This window comes from Dinghuibacter silviterrae (genome assembly GCF_004366355.1).
Taxonomy (GTDB): Bacteria; Bacteroidota; Bacteroidia; order Chitinophagales; family Chitinophagaceae; genus Dinghuibacter; species Dinghuibacter silviterrae.
Genome location: NZ_SODV01000001.1, coordinates 3,449,977 through 3,468,665, shown reverse-complemented (window position 1 = coordinate 3,468,665; position 18,689 = coordinate 3,449,977). Strand labels below are relative to the sequence as shown.

Annotated in this window: 12 protein-coding genes; 5 read left to right on the top strand and 7 right to left on the bottom strand. The window is 58.9% G+C overall.

Features of this window, described 5'->3' with window-relative positions; all coding sequences use genetic code 11:
• Window positions 1-9: 9 nt before the first annotated feature.
• From EDB95_RS14985 to EDB95_RS14975, 3 genes are read right to left on the bottom strand one after another with little or no spacing between them, the layout of a single operon-like run.
• Window positions 10-1,095 (bottom strand): ABC transporter substrate-binding protein, encoded by a 1,086-nt coding sequence (locus EDB95_RS14985; protein ID WP_133994612.1) that lies wholly within the window; start codon window positions 1,093-1,095, stop codon window positions 10-12.
• Window positions 1,092-7,976, bottom strand: coding sequence for an MBG domain-containing protein (locus EDB95_RS14980; RefSeq protein WP_162852617.1), 6,885 nt, complete (start codon window positions 7,974-7,976; stop codon window positions 1,092-1,094). The genes EDB95_RS14985 and EDB95_RS14980 overlap by 4 nt, the downstream gene beginning before the upstream one ends.
• A gap of 41 nt (window positions 7,977-8,017) precedes the next feature.
• Entirely contained in the window at window positions 8,018-8,596 is a 579-nt protein-coding gene (locus EDB95_RS14975) for a phage tail protein (protein WP_133994610.1), read from the bottom strand.
• 254 nt (window positions 8,597-8,850) lie between these two features.
• Between EDB95_RS14975 and EDB95_RS27765 the strand changes: the two genes are divergently transcribed.
• The gene (locus EDB95_RS27765) at window positions 8,851-10,578 is read left to right on the top strand and encodes a molybdopterin-dependent oxidoreductase (protein ID WP_246073645.1); all 1,728 of its coding nucleotides are present in this window, start codon (window positions 8,851-8,853) and stop codon (window positions 10,576-10,578) included.
• A 62-nt stretch (window positions 10,579-10,640) separates the two neighbouring features.
• Here EDB95_RS27765 and EDB95_RS14960 read toward each other — a convergent pair whose 3' ends face one another.
• Complete coding sequence (locus tag EDB95_RS14960; RefSeq protein ID WP_133994609.1) at window positions 10,641-13,154, bottom strand: phosphocholine-specific phospholipase C; 2,514 nt, start codon at window positions 13,152-13,154, stop codon at window positions 10,641-10,643.
• Window positions 13,155-13,202: 48 nt separating this feature from the next.
• On the opposite strand from EDB95_RS14960, the gene EDB95_RS14955 reads away from it, so the two are divergent.
• Entirely contained in the window at window positions 13,203-14,174 is a 972-nt protein-coding gene (locus tag EDB95_RS14955) for an aldo/keto reductase (RefSeq protein ID WP_133994608.1), read from the top strand.
• Window positions 14,175-14,217: 43 nt separating this feature from the next.
• Here EDB95_RS14955 and EDB95_RS14950 read toward each other — a convergent pair whose 3' ends face one another.
• On the bottom strand, window positions 14,218-14,958 hold the full coding sequence (locus EDB95_RS14950; RefSeq protein WP_133994607.1) for a M91 family zinc metallopeptidase: 741 nt from the start codon (window positions 14,956-14,958) through the stop codon (window positions 14,218-14,220).
• A 210-nt stretch (window positions 14,959-15,168) separates the two neighbouring features.
• Between EDB95_RS14950 and EDB95_RS14945 the strand changes: the two genes are divergently transcribed.
• From EDB95_RS14945 to EDB95_RS14935, 3 genes are all read left to right on the top strand, one after another.
• Complete coding sequence (locus EDB95_RS14945) at window positions 15,169-16,329, top strand: sensor histidine kinase (protein ID WP_133994606.1); 1,161 nt, start codon at window positions 15,169-15,171, stop codon at window positions 16,327-16,329.
• Window positions 16,326-17,024 carry a LytR/AlgR family response regulator transcription factor gene (locus EDB95_RS14940; protein ID WP_133994605.1) on the top strand — a complete coding sequence of 233 codons (699 nt, stop codon included), beginning with the start codon at window positions 16,326-16,328 and terminating at the stop codon, window positions 17,022-17,024. Before EDB95_RS14945 ends, EDB95_RS14940 begins: the two co-directional genes overlap by 4 nt.
• Window positions 17,025-17,131: 107 nt before the next feature.
• Window positions 17,132-17,644: a hypothetical protein gene (locus tag EDB95_RS14935; protein WP_133994604.1), complete on the top strand. Its 513-nt coding sequence runs from the start codon at window positions 17,132-17,134 to the stop codon at window positions 17,642-17,644.
• Window positions 17,645-17,838: 194 nt separating this feature from the next.
• On the opposite strand, the gene EDB95_RS14930 is transcribed toward EDB95_RS14935, so the two are convergent.
• Window positions 17,839-18,108 carry a hypothetical protein gene (locus EDB95_RS14930; protein WP_133994603.1) on the bottom strand — a complete coding sequence of 90 codons (270 nt, stop codon included), beginning with the start codon at window positions 18,106-18,108 and terminating at the stop codon, window positions 17,839-17,841.
• A gap of 103 nt (window positions 18,109-18,211) precedes the next feature.
• Window positions 18,212-18,592, bottom strand: coding sequence for a response regulator (locus EDB95_RS14925; RefSeq protein ID WP_133994602.1), 381 nt, complete (start codon window positions 18,590-18,592; stop codon window positions 18,212-18,214).
• Window positions 18,593-18,689 lie beyond the last annotated feature (97 nt).

Below are 18,689 nucleotides of genomic sequence, written 5' to 3'. Positions count from 1 at the left end.
CGAAAAATATCACACACACAAATAAGGATTGACCCAGCCGGTGGCTCCGCCCTGGAGGTGTTCGAAACCGGGCTCCTCCAGCGTGGGACTAACAAGTGTTTCCAGCACGGCGTCGTGCCGGCACAGGTAGACCGGCTGGCCGGCCTGCAAAGGTTGTGTAGATAATTTGATGGCCCCCCGCGGACCGGCCGGGTGGACAGTGCCCAGGAAACCGGCCAGCCGGGACCTCGTGGGTTTGCCGTCGATCGCCTCCAGGGTAGCCGCGAGCGCCAGCCCGTCTTCAAACCCCAACAACGCATACACGTTCGGAGGCGTGTCGTAGGCATCCGTATAGGTCTTTATAAAAGCCTGGTTTTTTTCATTGTCCAGGGAAGGCAGCCAGGTAGTGGCAAACGCAGCGCCACGGCTGTCGCCAAAGAACGGATGGGTGGTCAGGGCCACACTTTCCCGCACGGAGCTGGCGTCGAAGTAATCTACGAATTGCTCCGCCTCGTTCCCGGATAAAAGGAGATGGGTATACGAGGGGCGTTGCGCTTCCAGGTACTCGATCAGGGGCTTGGTGTCCACGGGTTCCTTGGAAGGTCTCATGACGTTGATGGTCATGTTCTCCGCTCCCCCGGCGCCGATCCCGTTTTTAAAACATTCGAGCAGGTGGTAGCCGGCCTCGTACAGCGACAGGCTGACCGCGGGTACGCCCCCATAGGTCTCCTGAGCCCACTTGCCGATGGCCCATTCGCTTTTCCAAAGGTGGAGGCTGTTGTAAAAAAGATAGGGCGAGCGCAGGTAGCGTCCGGGCAGATGCGCCCCCAGGTTGTTGATGATGACGGGTGTCTGCGCGCTCTCGATCATGGGGATACAGGCGGCCGTGACCGTGTTCCCCACGATGCCCATGACCATGTCGACACGCTCGTAATGGAGGAGCTTTTTGAGGGCGCCTTCCACACTCTTCTCGTCACCGTTCTGGATAAATTCCCCCAGGCAAGACCATTTTGCCTGGGGGGCATTTTGAGCCAGCGCCAGTTCAAAACCCTGGCTGAAATCATTTTTCAGGTCCGGGAAGATCCCGGAGTAGGGAAACAAAAATCCTATTCTCATTGAACATTCACCTTAAATACGGGGAACACCACCTGGTGATCCCGAACACAAACAACCCTCAGGATATAGATACCCGGTAACAGGTGGCTGACATCCAAAGGTATCATATTGGTGGAGCTGCCGAACTGATCCATGCCCAGGACGAGCCTGCCGCTCAGGTCGAACATCGCCAGCTTCGTAATGATGCTGCCTTCGCTCAACCGGATGTAGGCCGTGCCATGACACGGGTTCGGGAACACCCCTACCCCTTGTACAAATCCTTTGCCATCGAATACCTGTAGGCCGATGCTCACCGGCGGCGCGGGCAGGTAGTCGTTGTTCCCCGCCTGGTTCGCGGTGATCGTGACGTTACCCGAGCCCACAAAGGTGAGCTGGCTGCCGCTGACCGTGGCGACCGTGGGATCGGACACGGTATAGGTGACCGGTAGCCCGGAAGACGCGGTGGCGTCAAGGCTGATCACCGAACCCGAAGCCGGTACCCCGCCCAGGGGCGACGGGAATAGGATGCTCTGGGCTTCCGGGTTGATCGTCAGGATTTGATCGACTTCCGTGGCCACCGCGTAGGGCGGACCACCGGCCTGGGTAGCGGCCATCGTTACCTGCCCGCCCGAGACGATGTGGACGCGCCACTGGCCCGTACCGGTGGGCGTCACGGTGGCGACGGCGGTGTTGGAAGACGTCAGGGTCACCGGCAAACCGGAGCTTGCGGTCACCGTGATGGTGAAGTCCGCATCCCCATACGTCTTCACCGGCAGGGCTGCAAAAGTGATGACGTTGGGCAGGAGGGCTTCCACCGTAAGCACACCCGGAATATATGTAAATGTGTAGTTCGTTGCCACCGCACCGCTGGCCGTGATCGGGTATGTGCCCGGAAGCGACAACAGGTTGGCCGTTGTTGTCACCGTAGGCTTCGTTGTTAAGACAGCGCTGTTGTCCCCGTTGACAAAACCGCTATACGACACCGTCAGCGGCGGGTTGGGCAGCAGGAAGTAGCGGCTTTGGTTGTTCGCGGTGATGGTGACCGTCGCTTGCTGGACGGTCAGCGTACCGGGTACATAGGTGATGGTATAGTTCGCATCCGCGGCACCGCTTGGGGTGATCGGGTAGGTCCCGACCCCGGAAGCGGAGGTAGCGGTGGTGGATACGACCGGCTGCGTCGTCAGGCTCGACGCATTGTCCCCGTTCACAAAGCCGCTGTAGGTGACGGGTAGCGCAGGCACCGTGCCGCCATAGGTCATGCTTTCGTTGTCCGCTGTCACGGTCAGCGCCGCCTTGCCAATGGTGAGTATCCCCGCATTGTACGTGATGGTATAGTTCGGATCCACCGCACCGCTCGGCGTGATCGGGTACGTCCCGACGGGGGACGCGGAGGTCGCGGTCGTGGCCACCGTGGGCGCGACGGTTAGTTTCGACGCGTTGTCCCCGTTTACAAAACCGCTATAGGTGACATTCAGGGCAGGCAAGGTTCCGCCATACGTCATGCTGGCGTTGTCCGCGGTCACCGTGAGCGCCGCCTTGCCGACGGTCAGCGTCCCGGTGTTATATACAATGGCGTAGTTTGATGCTATAGCACCGCTCGCCGTGATGGGATAGGTCCCCGCGGGCGAAGCTGACGTGGCCGTCGTAGCCGCCGTGGCCGGGGCGGTCAGGCTGGCGGGGTTGTCGCCGTTGACAAAACCGCTGTAGCTGACGCTTAGCGCCGGCACGGTACCGCCATACGTCATACTGGCGTTGTTTGGGGTGACTGTCAGCACCGCCTGGCCGACCGTCATGACGCCGGGTACGTAGGTAATGGTATAGTTCGGATCCACCGCACCGCTGGCCGTAATCGGGTAGGTCCCGATGGGGACGGTCGAATTGGCGCTGGTGGAAACGACCGGTTGGATCGTCAGGCTGGAGGCATTGTCTCCATTGACAAAACCGCTATACGAGGCCGATAGTGCCGGAACCGTACCGCCATACGTCATGCTCGTGCTGTTCGCGGTCACTGTCAGCGCTGCCGGGTTCACCGTCATTACCCCTGGTGTGTAGTTGATGATATAGTTCGGATCGACCGCACCGCTCCCCGCGATCGGGTAGTTCCCCACCGGGGAAGCGGTCGTTGCCGACGTGGTCAGCGTGGGGAATGTCGACAGGCTGGCCGGGCCGTCTCCGTTGACAAACCCTGTATAGTTGGCAATAAGTGCGGGGTTTGCGTTGCCGTAGGTCTTTGACTCGTTGACTGCCGTGATCAACAGGGTCGCCTGGTTAATGGAATACGTACCGTCGACATACACGATCGTATAGTTCGGATCCACCGCACCGGAGGGGATCAGCGCATAGGTCCCGGCCGGCGCCCCCACAAAGGCCGTGTTGATCACGGTGGGGGGGACTGTCAGGCTGCTGGAGTTGTCCCCGTTGATAAAGCCGGAATAGGACACCGTGAGCGAACCGTTGGGTACCAACGGGGACCCGTAGGTGCTGCTGGCGTTGTTGGCCGTGATGGTCAGGATGGCTTTCTGTACCGTCAGCGTCCCGTTCACATAGTGGAAGGTATAGTTCGGAGACGACCCGTTGGCGACCCCGATGATATAGGTCCCCGAGGGAGACCCTGCATTGGCGGGGGTCGTTGCGATACACGGCGACGTGAGGCTGGACACGTTGTCCCCGTTCACAAAACCGGTGTAGGTAATCGTCAGCGTGGGCAGAGGTCCGCCCAAGGGCATGATCTTGTTATCGGCGGTCGCCGTCAGAACCGCCTTGGTGACGGTCATCGTAGCGCCCACGTAAGAAATCGTATAGTTCGGATCCACCGCACCGCTGGCCGTGATGGGATACGTGCCCACCGGTGACGCGCTTGTCGCCGTCGTGGACAGTACGGGCTGGATCGTCAAGTTCGATGCGTTGTCGCCATTGACAAAACCGGAATAGCTGGCCGTCATCGCCGGCACCGCGCTGCCATAGACCATGCTCGCGTTGTTCGCGGTGATCGTCAGGGGCGCGGGCGTAATGGTCAGCGTACCGGTTACATAGTTGAAGGTGTAATTCGGGTCCACAGCACCGGAAGGCGTGATGGTGTAAGCGCCCACCGGTGAAAAAGGCGTGGCCGGTACGGTCTCGACGGGCTGGGTCGTCAGGCTGCTCACATTATCGCCGTTGACAAAACCGGAATAAGTCACGCTGAGCGCCGGGAATGCCTCCCCGTATACCATAGTGGCGTTGTTCGCCGTCACGGTCAGGACCGCCGGGCTCACCGTCAGCGTACCGGTATTGTAAGTGAAGGTGTAGTTTGCCGCCGCCGCACCGCTCGCCGTGATCGGATAGGTGCCCGCGGGCGAGGTGCTCGTGGCGGTCGTGGTGGCGGTGGGTATCGATGTTAATACCCCGGAGCCTTCCCCATTGACAAAACCGGTGTAGCTGACACTTAATGAGGGCACGGTGCCTCCGTATGTCATGCTGGCGTTGTTCGGGGTTACCGTCACCGTGGCTCGTTGCACGGTCAGGGTGCCAGGCAGATAGGCAAAGGTATAATTCGCCGCCGCCGCGCCGCTCGCCGTGATGGGATAAGTCCCTACCGGCGAGATCGACGTAGCCGTGGTCGTAACCGTGGGCAGTGTCGTCAGGCTGGAGGCGTTATCGCTCCCGACAAAGCCGCTGTAGGTCACACTCAGCGCCGGCACCGCACTGCCGTAGGTCATGGTGGTATTCGCCCCCGTGATCGTCAGCACGGCCTTGCCCACCGTCAGCGTGCCGGTATTATAGGTGATCGTGTAGTTCGGATCCACCGCGCCACTCGCCGTGATCGGGTAAGTCCCCGGCACAGAGGTCGACGTCGCGGCTGTGGAGAGGGTCGGCTGGATCGTCAGGCTGGACGCATTGTCCCCATTGACAAAACCGGTGTAGTTCGCCGTGAACGCGGGCACCGTCCCGCCATACGCCATGGACGCATTGACCGGCGTGATCGTCAGTCCCACGGGGCTGATCGTCAGGGTGCCGGTATTGTAGGTAAATGTATAGTTCGTCGCCGCCGCACCGCTCGCCGTGATCGGATAGGTACCGACAGAAGAGGCACTCGTGCCCGTTGTCGTCACCGTGGGCGCCGTAGTCACCACCGACGGTCCGTCCCCGTTGACAAAACCGCTGTACCCCACCGTCAGCGGCGACGGCACGGTACCCCCGTACGACATCGTCTGGTCAGTGGGCGTTACGGTCAGCGTCGCCGGTGTGATCGTCAGCGAGCCGGGCAGGTAGTTAAAAGTATAATTCGCCGCTACCCCGCCGCTCGGTGTGACCGGGTAGGCGCCGACGGCCGAAGCACTCGTGGCGGTCGTCGTGGACGTAGGTTGGGTTGTCAGGCTCGACGCGTTGTCGCTCCCGACAAAACCGCTATAAATAACCCCCAGCGCCGGCACCGCGCCGCCGTAGGTCATCGTGGGAGACGTTCCTGTCACCGTCAATACTGCCTTGCCGACGGTCAGCGTGCCGGGGCTGTAAGAAATCGTATAATTCGGATCCACCGCCCCGCTCGCCGTAATGGGATAGGTCCCGGGCACGGAGGAGGACGTCGCCGTAGTCGTTATCGTGGGCGCTGTCGTTAGGCTGGACGCATTGTCCCCATTGACAAAGCCGCTGTAGTTCGCGGTAAAGGCCGGCACCGTCCCGCCGTATGTCATGGACGCGGGGGCCGGCGTGATCGTCAGACCCGCGGGGCCTATTGTAAGGGTGCCGGTATTGTAGGTAAATACATAATTCGTTGCCGCCGCACCGCTGGCCGTGATGGGATACGTACCCACAGACGAGGCGCTCGTGGCGGTTGTCGTCACCGTAGGCGCCGTAGTCACCACCGATGGGCCGTCCCCGTTCACAAAACCGCTGTAGCTCACTGTTAGCGGCGACGGCACCGTGCCCCCGTAGGTCATCGTCTGGGGATCGGGCGTCACGCTCAGCGTCGCGGGAGTGATCGTCAGCGAGCCGGGCAGGTAGCTAAAAGTATAGTTCGCCGCCACCCCACCGCTCGGCGTGACCGCGTAGGCGCCGACTGTGGAAGCCGATGTGGCCGTTGTCGTGGACGTCGGTTGCGTTGTCAGGCTGGACGCGTTGTCGCTGCCGACAAAACCGCTATAAATAACCCCCAGCGCCGGCACCGCGCTCCCGTAGGTCATCGTGGGGGACGTTCCTGTTACTGTCAACACCGCTTTGCCGACGGTCAGTGTGCCGGCGACGTATGCAATCGTATAGTTCGGATCCACCGCACCGGTCGCCGTAATGGGATAGGTCCCGGGCACGGAGGTGGACGTCGCCGTAGTCGTTATCGTGGGCGCTGTCGTCAAGCTGGACGCATTGTCGCCATTGACAAAGCCGCTGTAGTTGGCCGTGAAGGCCGGAACCGTCCCTCCATACGTCATGGACGCGGGGGCCGGTGTGATCGTCAATGCGACCGCGTTTACCGTGAGCGTATTCGGGACATAGCTGATGGCGTAGTTCGGGTCGACCGCGCCGCTGGCAGTGATCGGATAGGTGCCCACCGGGGAAGCCGCGGTAGCGCTGGTGGTAATCGTCGGCGCCGTCGTCAGGCTGCCTGAATTATCCCCACTGGCAAAACCGCTGTAGGTCACGCTTAAGGCCGGAATTGCCGCACCATAGTTCTTGGAGGCGGCGTTCGCCGAGATGGTCAGCGGGACCTTGTCGATCACCCACGTTATAAAATTGGTCGTTTGAAAGGGCGCACCGGTACCTGTCGAGTTATCGGTGGCCGTCACGGAAATGGCATAGGTCCCCGCTGCGGTGGGGGTACCCGATAACACACCGGAGCTGGCATTGATGGTCATCCCCGGAGGCAGCCCGACGGCCGTGTAGGTGTAGGGCGCCGTGCCACCGGAAGCCGAAAAGGTCACGGAAGAATAAGACGACTTGTAAGTTCCGTCAGACAAGGTCGTTGGCGAAAGCGTCATCGTCGGCGCGCTGACCGTCAGGGTCGCCGGGGATGCCGGACTGACCTCAGAATTCGCGTCAGTGGCCGTCACCGAGAAGGTAAAGGTCCCGGCCGCGGTGGGCGTTCCGGAGAGTGCCCCGGCGCTGGAAAGGCTCATCCCCCCCGGGAGAGCGCCCGAGGTGACGGCAAAAGTATAAGGCGCCGTGCCACCGGAAGCCGTAAAGTTTTCGGTGGTATAGGATGCGCCGACTTGTGCGTTGCTGAGGGCGGGGTTGGTGACGGAGGGGCCGACGAGGTCGATGGCGTCAATGCCGAGATCTCCGACCACGTTGCCCGGTGTTGTTTGATCCGATACCGTTATGGCAATCTCATCGATTCCATTGAGGTTGGCCGTGATGTTGACCCAATTAAGCGGAGCAAGGCTCGTGGGCGTAATATTGTTTTGTGTCACGGGGCTCCCCACCTGCACACCGCTCTTGTACCCCGTTAAAGTGACCGTGGCGACGTCGGAGGTCACCGCCAGGTTTACATAAACGGCCAGGCTTTTCAAATTGAAGACAGAACCGTCGGTGGAATAGAAATCCGCCTCCGTCACGGAGGCAGTACCCGCCCGAACTACCTGGACAAACCGGTTATTGTCTCCACCGGGAACAGTGTAGCCTGGAACCTGGGTAGAGGAAGCCCCGTTGGCGCCAAGCACCTTCAGGGTCACGTTGCCGGTGCTTTTGGCCACGATATCAAAACCATATTGACAGACGTTGATGGCCTTCGTACCACTGGGGAAACTGACAAATGGGATGTCCGTCGATGCGGTGCTGTCGAAGCCGGTGAAACCGGTAGAAGGGCCCGCGGAGAACAGGACATGTCCTGTTCTCCCGGTCCCTGGAATGGCCCAAGTAATGGTTATGGAAAAACTAAGAAAAAGAGCCGCAAAAAGTGCGCGCAGCGCCTTAGGGTAGAATTTATTCATAAGCATTACTTTGGGTCATAGATAAGGTAAACAAGCAAAAACTAGTTCCTCGAAGGGAAGACCCCTGTGAGGGCGATCTGGAAATTGATCGCAAGATACGGCTGAATGATGGAAACTGGAATGTTACCTCCAGTGAGGCCGGTGTTACCCGCTACCGTCGTGGCCCCGGTGGTGATGACGGTGTTGGCCGCGGCATTGGAATACAGGTTGACCGCGTTCAGGGCAACCGGGTCATACGGCTGGCTGAGGGTGTTCGTCCCCGCGCTGGCTGTAGGCGACGTAGCCTGGGTGTTGGATACATTGACCGTCACGCTCAGCGCAGGCACCGTGTGGCTGTGCGCCGGCAGGTTTTGGGTCGTCAGGCTGATTGCTTCGGTACCGCCTTTTTGCCCGATCACATAAGGGCTCAGGCCGATGCCGTTCCCCATACCGATAGGTACACGCCCTTGCATGTCCGGCAGTTGGAAGTTGTTGACGCCGTTCCCACCGTAAAACGTTCCCAGGATGGAGAACAGTGCGGTGTACGCGGAAATGGGAAGGGTCTGACCGTTGCAAAGCGCATAACCCCGGATGGCGAAGTTGCCACCAAAAATCAAAAGAGAGCCCAGGTAAGGTTCCATGGTTTTTGTGTGTTTTTAAGGTGTATGTTAAGAAATGGGTAAATGAACCTGTATAAGGTCAGCTCGCGATAGGAGAAGGCATAGTCTCTTAATAATAAACATTACTTTCGGTACTAAAGCGGAAACGGGGTAAGTCTTGCAAGCCGGGTAAGCAAGAACAAACCGGGAGGGAACGGTCAAAAGTACAAATTAGTTCGACAAATCCAACCCCGTTAAAATACCTAGTTAGGCAAAAAATTATAATTCATCTGTTTATGCCAAAGACCACGCGCATAAAAGAAAAACATCCGTTAGCGATCCGTTGGTTTCACTGGGTCAACTTCCCCATCCTATTCCTAATGATTTGGAGCGGGCTCCTGATTTATTGGGGCAACGACGTGTATTCCATCACACTTTTCGGGCACACCTATGTCCGCTTTTTCCCCGAGTGGATCTATCGTCTCCTGCACATCCCCTTCCGTCTCGCAGAAGGCATGGCGTTCCACTTTCTGTTCATGTGGGTGTTCTTTATCAATGGTCTGTTGTACGTACTGTATACGGCATTCTCCGGTGAATGGCGTGAACTCCTACCCAACCGCCATTCCTTCCGGGAGGCCTGGGCCGTGCTTCTCCACGACCTGCACCTCCGCCATTCCCTCCCGCCGCAAGGCAAATTCAACGCCGCCCAGCGCATCGCCTATTCCGGGATCATCGTCATGGGCCTCGGCTCCATCCTCACCGGTCTAGCCATCTACAAACCCGTTCAACTCTACTGGCTTTGCTGGCTGTGCGGCGGCTATCACGTCGCGCGCATCATCCACTTCATCCTCACCCTCGGCTACTGCGTGTTTTTTGTGGTGCACGTGGTGCAGGTGATCCTCGCGGGGTGGAATAATTTCCGGGCTATGGTGGTGGGGTTTGAGGTGGTGCGCGAGAAGCCGGGCGCTGGCGTGGCACCCGCGGCGCTTTCCGACGGCGTGGCCGGCGCGTCGCCCGCAGCAGCCGCGGCTGCGGACGCGTTGCCCGCTTCCCCGGCGCCACCCGACGCCGCTCCCGCGAACGCCAACGCCCTCGCCGCGGCACACGCAGCAACACCGCCAGCGCCGCCGGTCACGGAGCCATCTGCTTCGGCGGCCCCACCTGCGGCGCACACCGCGACCCCGCCCGTATCGGGCGCCGCGACCCCATCTGCGCCGCACGACGCGCCCCTGCCCGCGCCACGTCCCGCCTTCATCCCCGAAGGCTTCTCCGTACAGGATTCCGCGCTGCGGCGGCGGGCCTTCCTGTCCTTTGGCGTTTTCGCGGGCGTGGGTCTTGCGGGCTTCGGACTTTGGAAATGGCTCTACGATGCGCCCATGGAAACCCCCAGTGCGACAAAGGGCGCGCGGGGTCCGCTCCGCGCGGTGCTCAATACAAACGAACGCATCTTCCGCGGGATTTTTAGCAACGGGCACCCGGTCAGGACTTATCCAAAAAGCGAAGCCGTGCACCCCAACCGGGTGCGTTTCACCGGCAACTTTGGTCTCTCCGGTACGATCGATCCCGCCCAATGGCGACTGGAGGTCCAACGGTTATCGGGCACGCCTTTGGCGATAGGGATCGACGAACTCAAGACGCTGCCCCGGACGGAAATCACGTATATGTTTAAATGTATCGAAGGCTGGGACCAAGTGTCCAACTGGGCCGGGGTACGTTTTAGCGATTTTGTCGCGCATTTTGGGCTGGAGCGGGAAGCCGCCCTCGACTATATCGGGTTTTCGACACCGGACGATGCCTATTACGTGGGGATCGACAGGGCCAGCGCGCTTCATCCCCAGACATTGCTCGCGTATGAGATGAAGGGGCGCCCGCTGACAATGCCACACGGGGCGCCCCTCCGGCTGATCATCCCGGTCAAATACGGGATCAAAAATTTAAAGCGGATCGGGCATATCAAGTTTAGCAACCAGCGTCCGGCGGACTACTGGGCCGAACAGGGATACGACTATTACGCGGGGCTATAACGCGCGCCCATGCGCTGCATGCGCACAAGACCGCGCCCTGTCAGGCGCCCGCGCGCCGCGCCTTATGCGCCCGCGACGCCCCCCATCACCGGATCGCTGATCGACGCCTTCCCCGTCTCCACGCGCCCGGCAAACCGCGCCTCGAAGGCGTCGAATCCCCCGATCTTTACGCTGACATCGTACCATCCCTGTGTCGTGTCGAGCTCCAGGACGAAAGGCGAAGGCGCGTGTGTGTTCTCGTCTTCGAAAATCCGGAACGTTTTATTGTTTTGCGCATAGCCGTTGTCAACAATAGTAATGTCGTGGGCGGACACCGCGGAGGACGCTGTAAAGACGAGCGCCGGGGTCGCGGAAGCCGTCACTGAGAACGACACCCGGACATCCGGATCCTGGGCGTTCCCTTTGCATTCCGTAAAGAAACCGTTGGGCCCGTACACACGAAGGTGGTAGGCACCGCCGGCAAAATGTACAAGGGGAAAACGATCCGTCAGCCGGTCTCCGGCTTTGACCGCGTACGACCAGCATTTGACCGGCGCCATGACGGGATGACCCGTGGCCTGGCCGTTGTGCCGCGGGACCTGCAGGTAGTCCCCCGGGGCGTAGACGGTAAAAGGCGCGCCCAGCGAGGCGGCGCCAAAACGTTTGTTGGAGGCGGACAGCTCCAGCAGGAACTCGCCGCTGGGTTTGTCAACATACCCGTGGGCGGACAGGTCATAGCCCAACGCGTTGGAGGGCTTTGTCCCTTTTTCCTGGTAAGGCGTGTAGGGCAGGCTGCCGGGCGAGGGCAGCCCTTTGAACCTGGCCTTGTGGATGGCTTCGATGACCTCGTCTTTGTCCTGGAAAGAAGGTTGGGAAATCGATTCACCGTTGTAGGGACGGAAAATAGAAGAAAGATCGCCGGTGACGGTTCTTCTCCATTCGCTGATGTTGGTCTCCTTTATGGTCTTACCCCACTTGCGTTGGATAAAGGTTTCCAGGAATTGAAGACTGGAGGTATGGTCGAAGACCTCGGAGTTGACCCAGCCACCCCGGGTCCACGGGGACGCGACGACGAAGGGCACGCGGTATCCCAGCCCGACGGGGCCTTCCCGGGCTTCTTCGGGTTTTGTCTGGAGAAGGTCTTGTTCGAGGGTCACGTATTCGGGTGTCGTGTCGATGCCTGCGGATACTTTGCCGGTGTCCTCCCGGTGCGGATGCGGCGCGACAAAAGGCGGCACGTGGTCAAAGCTGCCGTCGTTCTCATCATACGTCAGGATAAAAATGGTCTTTTTCCAGACGTCCGGATTTTTGGTCAGGATGTCGAGGGCCTCGGACACGTACCACGTGCCATACCACGCAGATCCGGGGTGGTCGGAGTAGTGCTCGGGCGCCACCAGCCAGGAGACCGCCGGGAGCTTGCCTTCGTCCACGTCTTTACGGAATTGATAGAAGACGTCGCTCTTGGGTACCTGGACTTCGCGGGCCGTGCCGTTGTCGTCGTAGTGCAAGGTGGTCAGGCTGCGGTAGTCGGGGTCGTCGCGGTTGGTGGTGAAGGCGCGCGCGTGGAGGCGCTTCTCCGTATCGCTCAACCGCGCCCAGGCTTGTTCGTCGTACGCGCTCAAGGTCGCCTTGGCCTTGGCGGCCGCAGAGCCTTGCGTGGCGCCAGCTGCCGCAGAGCCAGGCGTGGCACTGGCCGTCGTTGCGCCGGCCGCCGTTGCGTTGGCCGCGCCGGAGGCGCCGGCCGTCGCGGCGCGGTCGACCAGCCCCCGCAAATACGCCAGATGCGTGGGCGAAAACCGCACCTTATACTGCGAAAACCACTCCAAAGGATTATCGGTAAAATTGGTGAGCCATGGGTCTTCCTCGCCCTTCATTCCGGAGTCGAGGCTGATCTCGTTCTGGTAGACCTTCCAGGAGATGCCGGCTTCTTCGAGGCGTTCGGGGAACGTCGTCCAGTTGGCCTCCGCGCCGTAATCGGTCTGTTCGTTGCGGACCCGGGCGGGGGCGCCTTCCGGTCCACGAAGGGTTCCGGTCCAGAAGTGAAGACGGTTGGGCGTGGTGCCCGTCAGGGAAGAACAGAAGTGCTGGTCGCAGACGGTAAAGGCGTCGGCCAGCGAATAGTAAAAAGGAATGTCCTCCCGTGTATAGTAACCCATGGTCATGGGGAGACCGGGGTATGCCCCTTTTTTCACATCGAGCCAACGGTTGTATTTGCCGTCGTTGCGGGCGTCGGTTTGGTTGTTCCAGGAGTGCGGCAGCGAATCCATCCAGGTAGCCTTCGTATCCTTTATATCGTGGTGAAAGGGGGCGTGTGTTTCTCCCTGTGCGTTGGTTTGAAGCCAGACGGGGTTGCCGCCCGGGAGGGTGATGGCCCTGGGGTCGTTAAAACCCCTGACCCCGCGCAGCGTTCCATAGGCATGGTCAAACGAGCGGTTTTCCTGCATCAGGAAAACGATGTATTCCGCGTCCAGAAAAGTACTGCCCGCGGCGGGGTTAATGGCGAGGGCCCGCTGGATCGCTGGCGGCAAGGTTTCCCAAAGGGTAAGGCCGCCGGTGAGCAGGGCGGTTTTTTTCAAAAATGTTCTGCGGTTATCCATGCGCCTAAGCTAACGGAATTTCCCTACTTTCATGCCCAATACAAGATTATGCAATTCAGAACTTTTGGCAGAACGGGCTGGCGGGTGAGCGAGATGGGGTATGGCATGTGGGGACTGGCCGGCTGGACGGGCAACGACATCACGGAAATCGAAAAATCCCTGAACCTTTCGGTGGAGCTGGGCTGTAATTTTTTTGACACAGCCTGGGGTTATGGCGCGGGCAAAAGCGAGGAAATCCTTGGCGAACTCGTGCGCCGATACGCCGACAAACGGCTGTACGTGGCGACCAAGATCCCGCCAAAGAATTTCAAATGGCCTTCCAAACGGGGATATACGCTCGACGATTGTTTCCCGCCCGACCATATCCGCGAGTACACCGAAAAAAGCCTTCGCAACCTCGGGGTGGAGACCATCGACCTTCAACAGTTCCACGTCTGGGAAGACGCCTGGGCCAAAGACGAGCGCTGGCAGCGTACGGTCGAAGACCTGAAACGCGAGGGCAAGATCCAGGCAATGGGGGTCAGCGTCAACCGCTGGGAACCGGACAACGTCCTGGACACCCTGCGGACGGGTTTGATCGACGCCGTACAGGTCATCTACAACATTTTCGACCAGGCCCCGGAGGATCACCTTCTTCCCCTTTGCGAAACCCTGAACGTCGGCGTTATCGCCCGGGTTCCGTTTGACGAAGGCACCCTGACGGGCACGCTCACCACCGAAACGACTTTCCCCCCGGGCGACTGGCGGGGCACCTATTTTGTGGAGGAAAACCTGCGGTCAAGCGTCGCCCACGCCGACGCCCTGCGCCCGCTGATCCCCGGGGGCATGACCATGGCGGAGCTCGCGCTTCGCTTCATCCTCTCCAACCCGATGATCCACACGACTATCCCCGGGATGCGCAAAGAAAAGAACGTCCGCGCCAACATGGGCGCGGCCGACGGGAACGCCCTCTCCCCTGCCCTGCTCGCGCAGCTCAAGGGGCACCGCTGGGACCGCACGCCCACGGAGTGGTCGCAATAGCGGCGCCCTCGCGGGCAACCGCACAAACGCGGGGCGCGCGTCTTCAGTATCGCGCCGCCATCTCGCTCTTGCGAAGCGCATGATAACTCGTATGCCCCTCACAGTCGAAATAGAGGCTCTCGCGCGTACCCGGACGGATCAGGAGCGACGCGCGGTCGGTATACCGCTGCGCCCCCTCATCGCCATCGATGGCGGTGGCGTAGGACATGCGCAGGGGGATGCCGTTCTCTGAGCGGATCTTGTTTTCAATGTGGGTGGCGTAGAGCTCGGCATAGGGAACGTTGACCCATACGCCATCGGTTTCAGGGAGGACCCTCCAGGTGTGCCGGTTCAGGGTTCCCCGCCATACGTCGTAGATATGCGCCAGCTCGTGGGCGAGCCCGATAAAGGCGGGCCGGTGCGTGTACCCGGCCTGATCGGGGGCGCTGAGGGTGCCGTTGGGATCCCAGTGGACGTACTCTCCCCTGTCCATGTCGGCTTCATTGAGATAACCGTACGCAATCTGCGTGGAGCGGGGGTCTTGTTCCAGCGAGGCGACGAGGTCACGGCCGGTGGGGCCACCTTCCTCGATCTCGCGAAGGGCCCGGGTCAGCCGGAGCACAAAGGTGTCGTCTCCCGCATAGGGGCGTCCGAGACTGTCCAGAAAACGACCGTAATCGTAGTGATACACGGTAGATTGGATTACTGACGTTCCATCGGAGAAGACCTTACGGACCTTAACCGTGGTTTCGATCACGGGCCGGGGCGCGGCAACGAGCAGGAGGGCAAAAAGGGCAAGATGCATGGCTATACTTTTTTTTGTCAAAAAAACAATTATCCCTCATGCCCGAAAGAAGATTTAGCCAAACAGCACCTATAGGACGACAACGGTTGGACATAAGTTACATCGACATGATTACTTACAAAAGAAAAAAAGGTTACAGTTCGTCGGGCTATTTGGTTGTTCGTCGAAAAAGCCGCTACGGGCGTGGCATTCGTAGTATCTTTATCAGGTATGCTTCCGTGGAGAAAATACCGACATGTAAACTTTATCTTCTGGACGGGATACTTCCTGTACGAGTGGCTGGCCAATTCAGTGCTGGATGACGCGTACAAGGCTAATTTTTACCAGGCCATCATCTATACGTCCGTATCCATCGTCGCCGCCTGGGTAACCCTGCATATCGTTCTCCTGCGTTTCTTCCTGCCCGAGCGGAAGCCGGGCGCCTGGTGGGTGTTGGCGGCGAGTATCGTCGCCTGTACGCTGCTCAGAAGGGTATTCAGTTATTACATCATCTACAGGCATTTCCACCCCGAATACCTCCAATGGCACAAAAGCTTCTGGTCGCCAAAAATCATCGGCGAAGCGGCCTGGATGTACCTGGTCGTGGGGTTCAACAACATGCTCTATTTTATGCGGGCGTGGTACGAACAGCAACGCATATCCGAAGTACTCAAGAAGGACAAAGCCATTGCGCAGCTCGAACTGCTCAAGTCTCAGGTGCACCCGCATTTTATTTTCAATACCCTCAACAACATTTACTCCCTTTCCCTGCACCAGGACCGGAGGACGCCGGACATGATCCACCGGTTGTCGTCGCTGTTGAGCTATATGTTGTATGACAGCAAGGACGCGGTCATCCCGGTATCAAAGGAGATCGAATACGTCCAGAATTACATCGAGCTCCAAAAGATCCGGTACAGCGACCGGCTGGACGTCAGCATTAACGTCTTTCTCGCGGTGGACGGGTTTTTTGTCGCCCCGCTGCTGCTGCTGCCGCTGGTGGAAAATTGCTTTAAACACGGCGTCGCCAGCGAGGCGGGCCGGGCGTGGATCCGCATGGACCTGTCGAGGGACGGCGACTGGCTGGTCGTCAAATTGGAGAACAGCGTGGCGGAAAAGTGTGTCACCGAGACTGCCGATGGCGCCAGGGGTGCCAGGGGCGACACCGAGGCTGCCGGGGGCACCACCGAGACCGCCGGGGGCGCCCCCCTGGTCAACAGGGCCTCCGGCCCCGGCGTCAACGGTCACGCCGTCCCGGAAAACGGCGGCATCGGTCTGGATAATGTCCGCCGGCGGCTGGAGATCCTCTACCCCGAGCAACACGACTTTAAAACGCTGAGCGAAGCCCAATCCTTCCTCGCGGTTTTGAAAATAAAAAACCAGGCGCCATGAAAACAACGTGTCTGATCGCGGACGACGAACCGCTGGCCAGGGACCTCCTGGTGGGTTATGTAGGAAACCTGGAGGACCTCGACCTGAAAGGCGTTTGCAATAATGCCATGGAGACCTTCGCATTCCTGCAACGGCAACCGGTGCAGTTACTTTTCCTTGACATACAAATGCCCAAGATCACCGGGCTGGACCTGATCCGTTCCCTGCACGAGCGGCCCAGCATCATCATCACGACGGCGTACCGGGAATTTGCCGCGGATGGGTTTGAGCTGGAAGTGCTGGACTACCTGGTGAAGCCGATTTCTTTCGACCGCTTTCTGAAGTCGGTGTCCCGGTTTTATCACTACAACACCCGCGAAGCGGCGCCGGAAGTCAACACCTTTGACAAGGCCTACATGTACTGCAAGGTAAACCGGGAGCTGGTCCGGATCTACCTCAAGGACATCCTGTATATCGAAAGCATCAAGGACTATGTGCGCATCGTGACGGGCGCGCAGCAGTATGTCACCTATCAGCGGATCGGGTATATGGAGGAAAAACTGCCGTCGGATAAATTTCTGAGGGTGCACAAATCATTTATTGTCTCCGTGGAGCACATTGACAGCTACAACGCGGACACGGTGACCGTGGGGGGGCATCCCCTGCCCCTGGGAAGGAACTATAGGGATGCCTTCCGGAAGCTCTTGTCTACATAAATGGTCCAATGGTCTCAAAAACTGCTTATTTTTAAGGGAGCCTTTAAACTTTGACGAAAACAGAGATTCAAAGGAAAACCTATTGGTGTTAACCCAAAATCACACTCATGAAAAAATTATTGAATGCATCCTTAGCGGTCGCCGTACTGGCCCTCGCCATTTTTAGCAGTTGTTCGAAAGGTTCCAACGGGGCGACGGGGGCAACGGGGCCTGCCGGTCCGGACAGCGTCTTTTCCTCCGGTTGGTTTACGTTGGCCATGCACGATTCGGTCGTCGCCGTCGGGGATACCATATTCGTTGAAGGTGTCACCACGCCGAACGTTACGCAGGGCATCCTGGACAGCGGGGTCGTCCTGGCCTATATTGCGGTGGATGACGCGAACGGCAATACCATCGAAGAAAACGCAGCGGTGGATATGGAGATTACGATGTCGGTCGGCTATTTGTATCTGCAGTCCTCATCGGACTACTCCCAGGTCAGCTTCCGGTACGTGGTGATCCCCGGGAAGGACGTGGCGACCATTGCCTCGACCACGGGTTTGACAAGGTCCGAGCTGCAAAAGCTGTCACCGGATAAGCTCTCCGCGGCGTTGAAGACGGCGGGTATTTCGTCGAACTAAGCAGCAATCGTTCAATACCTTAAGGCCTTCCCTGCCGGGAAGGCTTTTTTTATGCGGTTGCCGCCCGCGCACAAAAAAGCCCGCCCCTTTCGGGGCGGGCTACTTCAAATAGTGTACGGGCTATTCCAAATATCTGCTATAGGAAATTGGACCTCCACCCCGGAAGGGCGGAACGGCAGCAATGCAATACCCGTTTAGTTCAGTTCTAAGGGTGCGTTGAGCCGGCAAACGGCGGCTTCGCCTTCGCCAAAAGGCTCTATGAAGGGCTTGGCGCCCTGGGATAAATACAGGTCGCGGTAAGGGTTCCCCTTGCGGTTGTTGATCATGATGACACGGGATTCAACCCTGCCGTCGCGGACGTGGCAGAGGTCAAGCAGGGAGATGTCTTCCTGCACACCGATCCACCGTTCGAGGATGGCTTCGGGATGGCTGACGATCAAGAGTTCGAGTTTTTCCTGGTGCATGGCTCCTAGTTGACAGGTACAAAATTAAAACGGTTTAGCGACCCCGCTCATAGTGGGGGGTGTGCATTTTTAGTCCATAATGACCTAGACTACCTGTAGTCGATCAGCTACAACCGGAAAGGGAAGCGATGAGGTTCGGTATCATTTCGTAGTCATTGGATTTATCAATTACGAAGTCCGCGCCTTTTTCCTGGCAAAGGACCTTATACGTTGGATTCACCTGGTTGCTGATCATGATCACGCGTACGGCGGGATAACGATCCTTGATATAGTCCAGGAGGTCGATCCCGGATCGGTCGGGCAGGTGAATGTCTAACAGCGCTATATCGGGTACCTGGGTTCCCAGGAGGGCCACCGACTCGGTATACGAGCGGGCGGACCATACTTGTGCCACGTATGCTAACTCCTCCAGCAGGGCCGTCAACCTTTCCACGATCAATTCGTAATCGTCCACTACCAAGATCGTTTTTCCGGTATTGTGCATGCCAGAGGTTATAAACGACAAGGTAATCGGTCCGAATCTACTGTAATATAAAGGATTTTATATCAATTGTGTAGTAAAAACTTGATCGCCTGCGTAG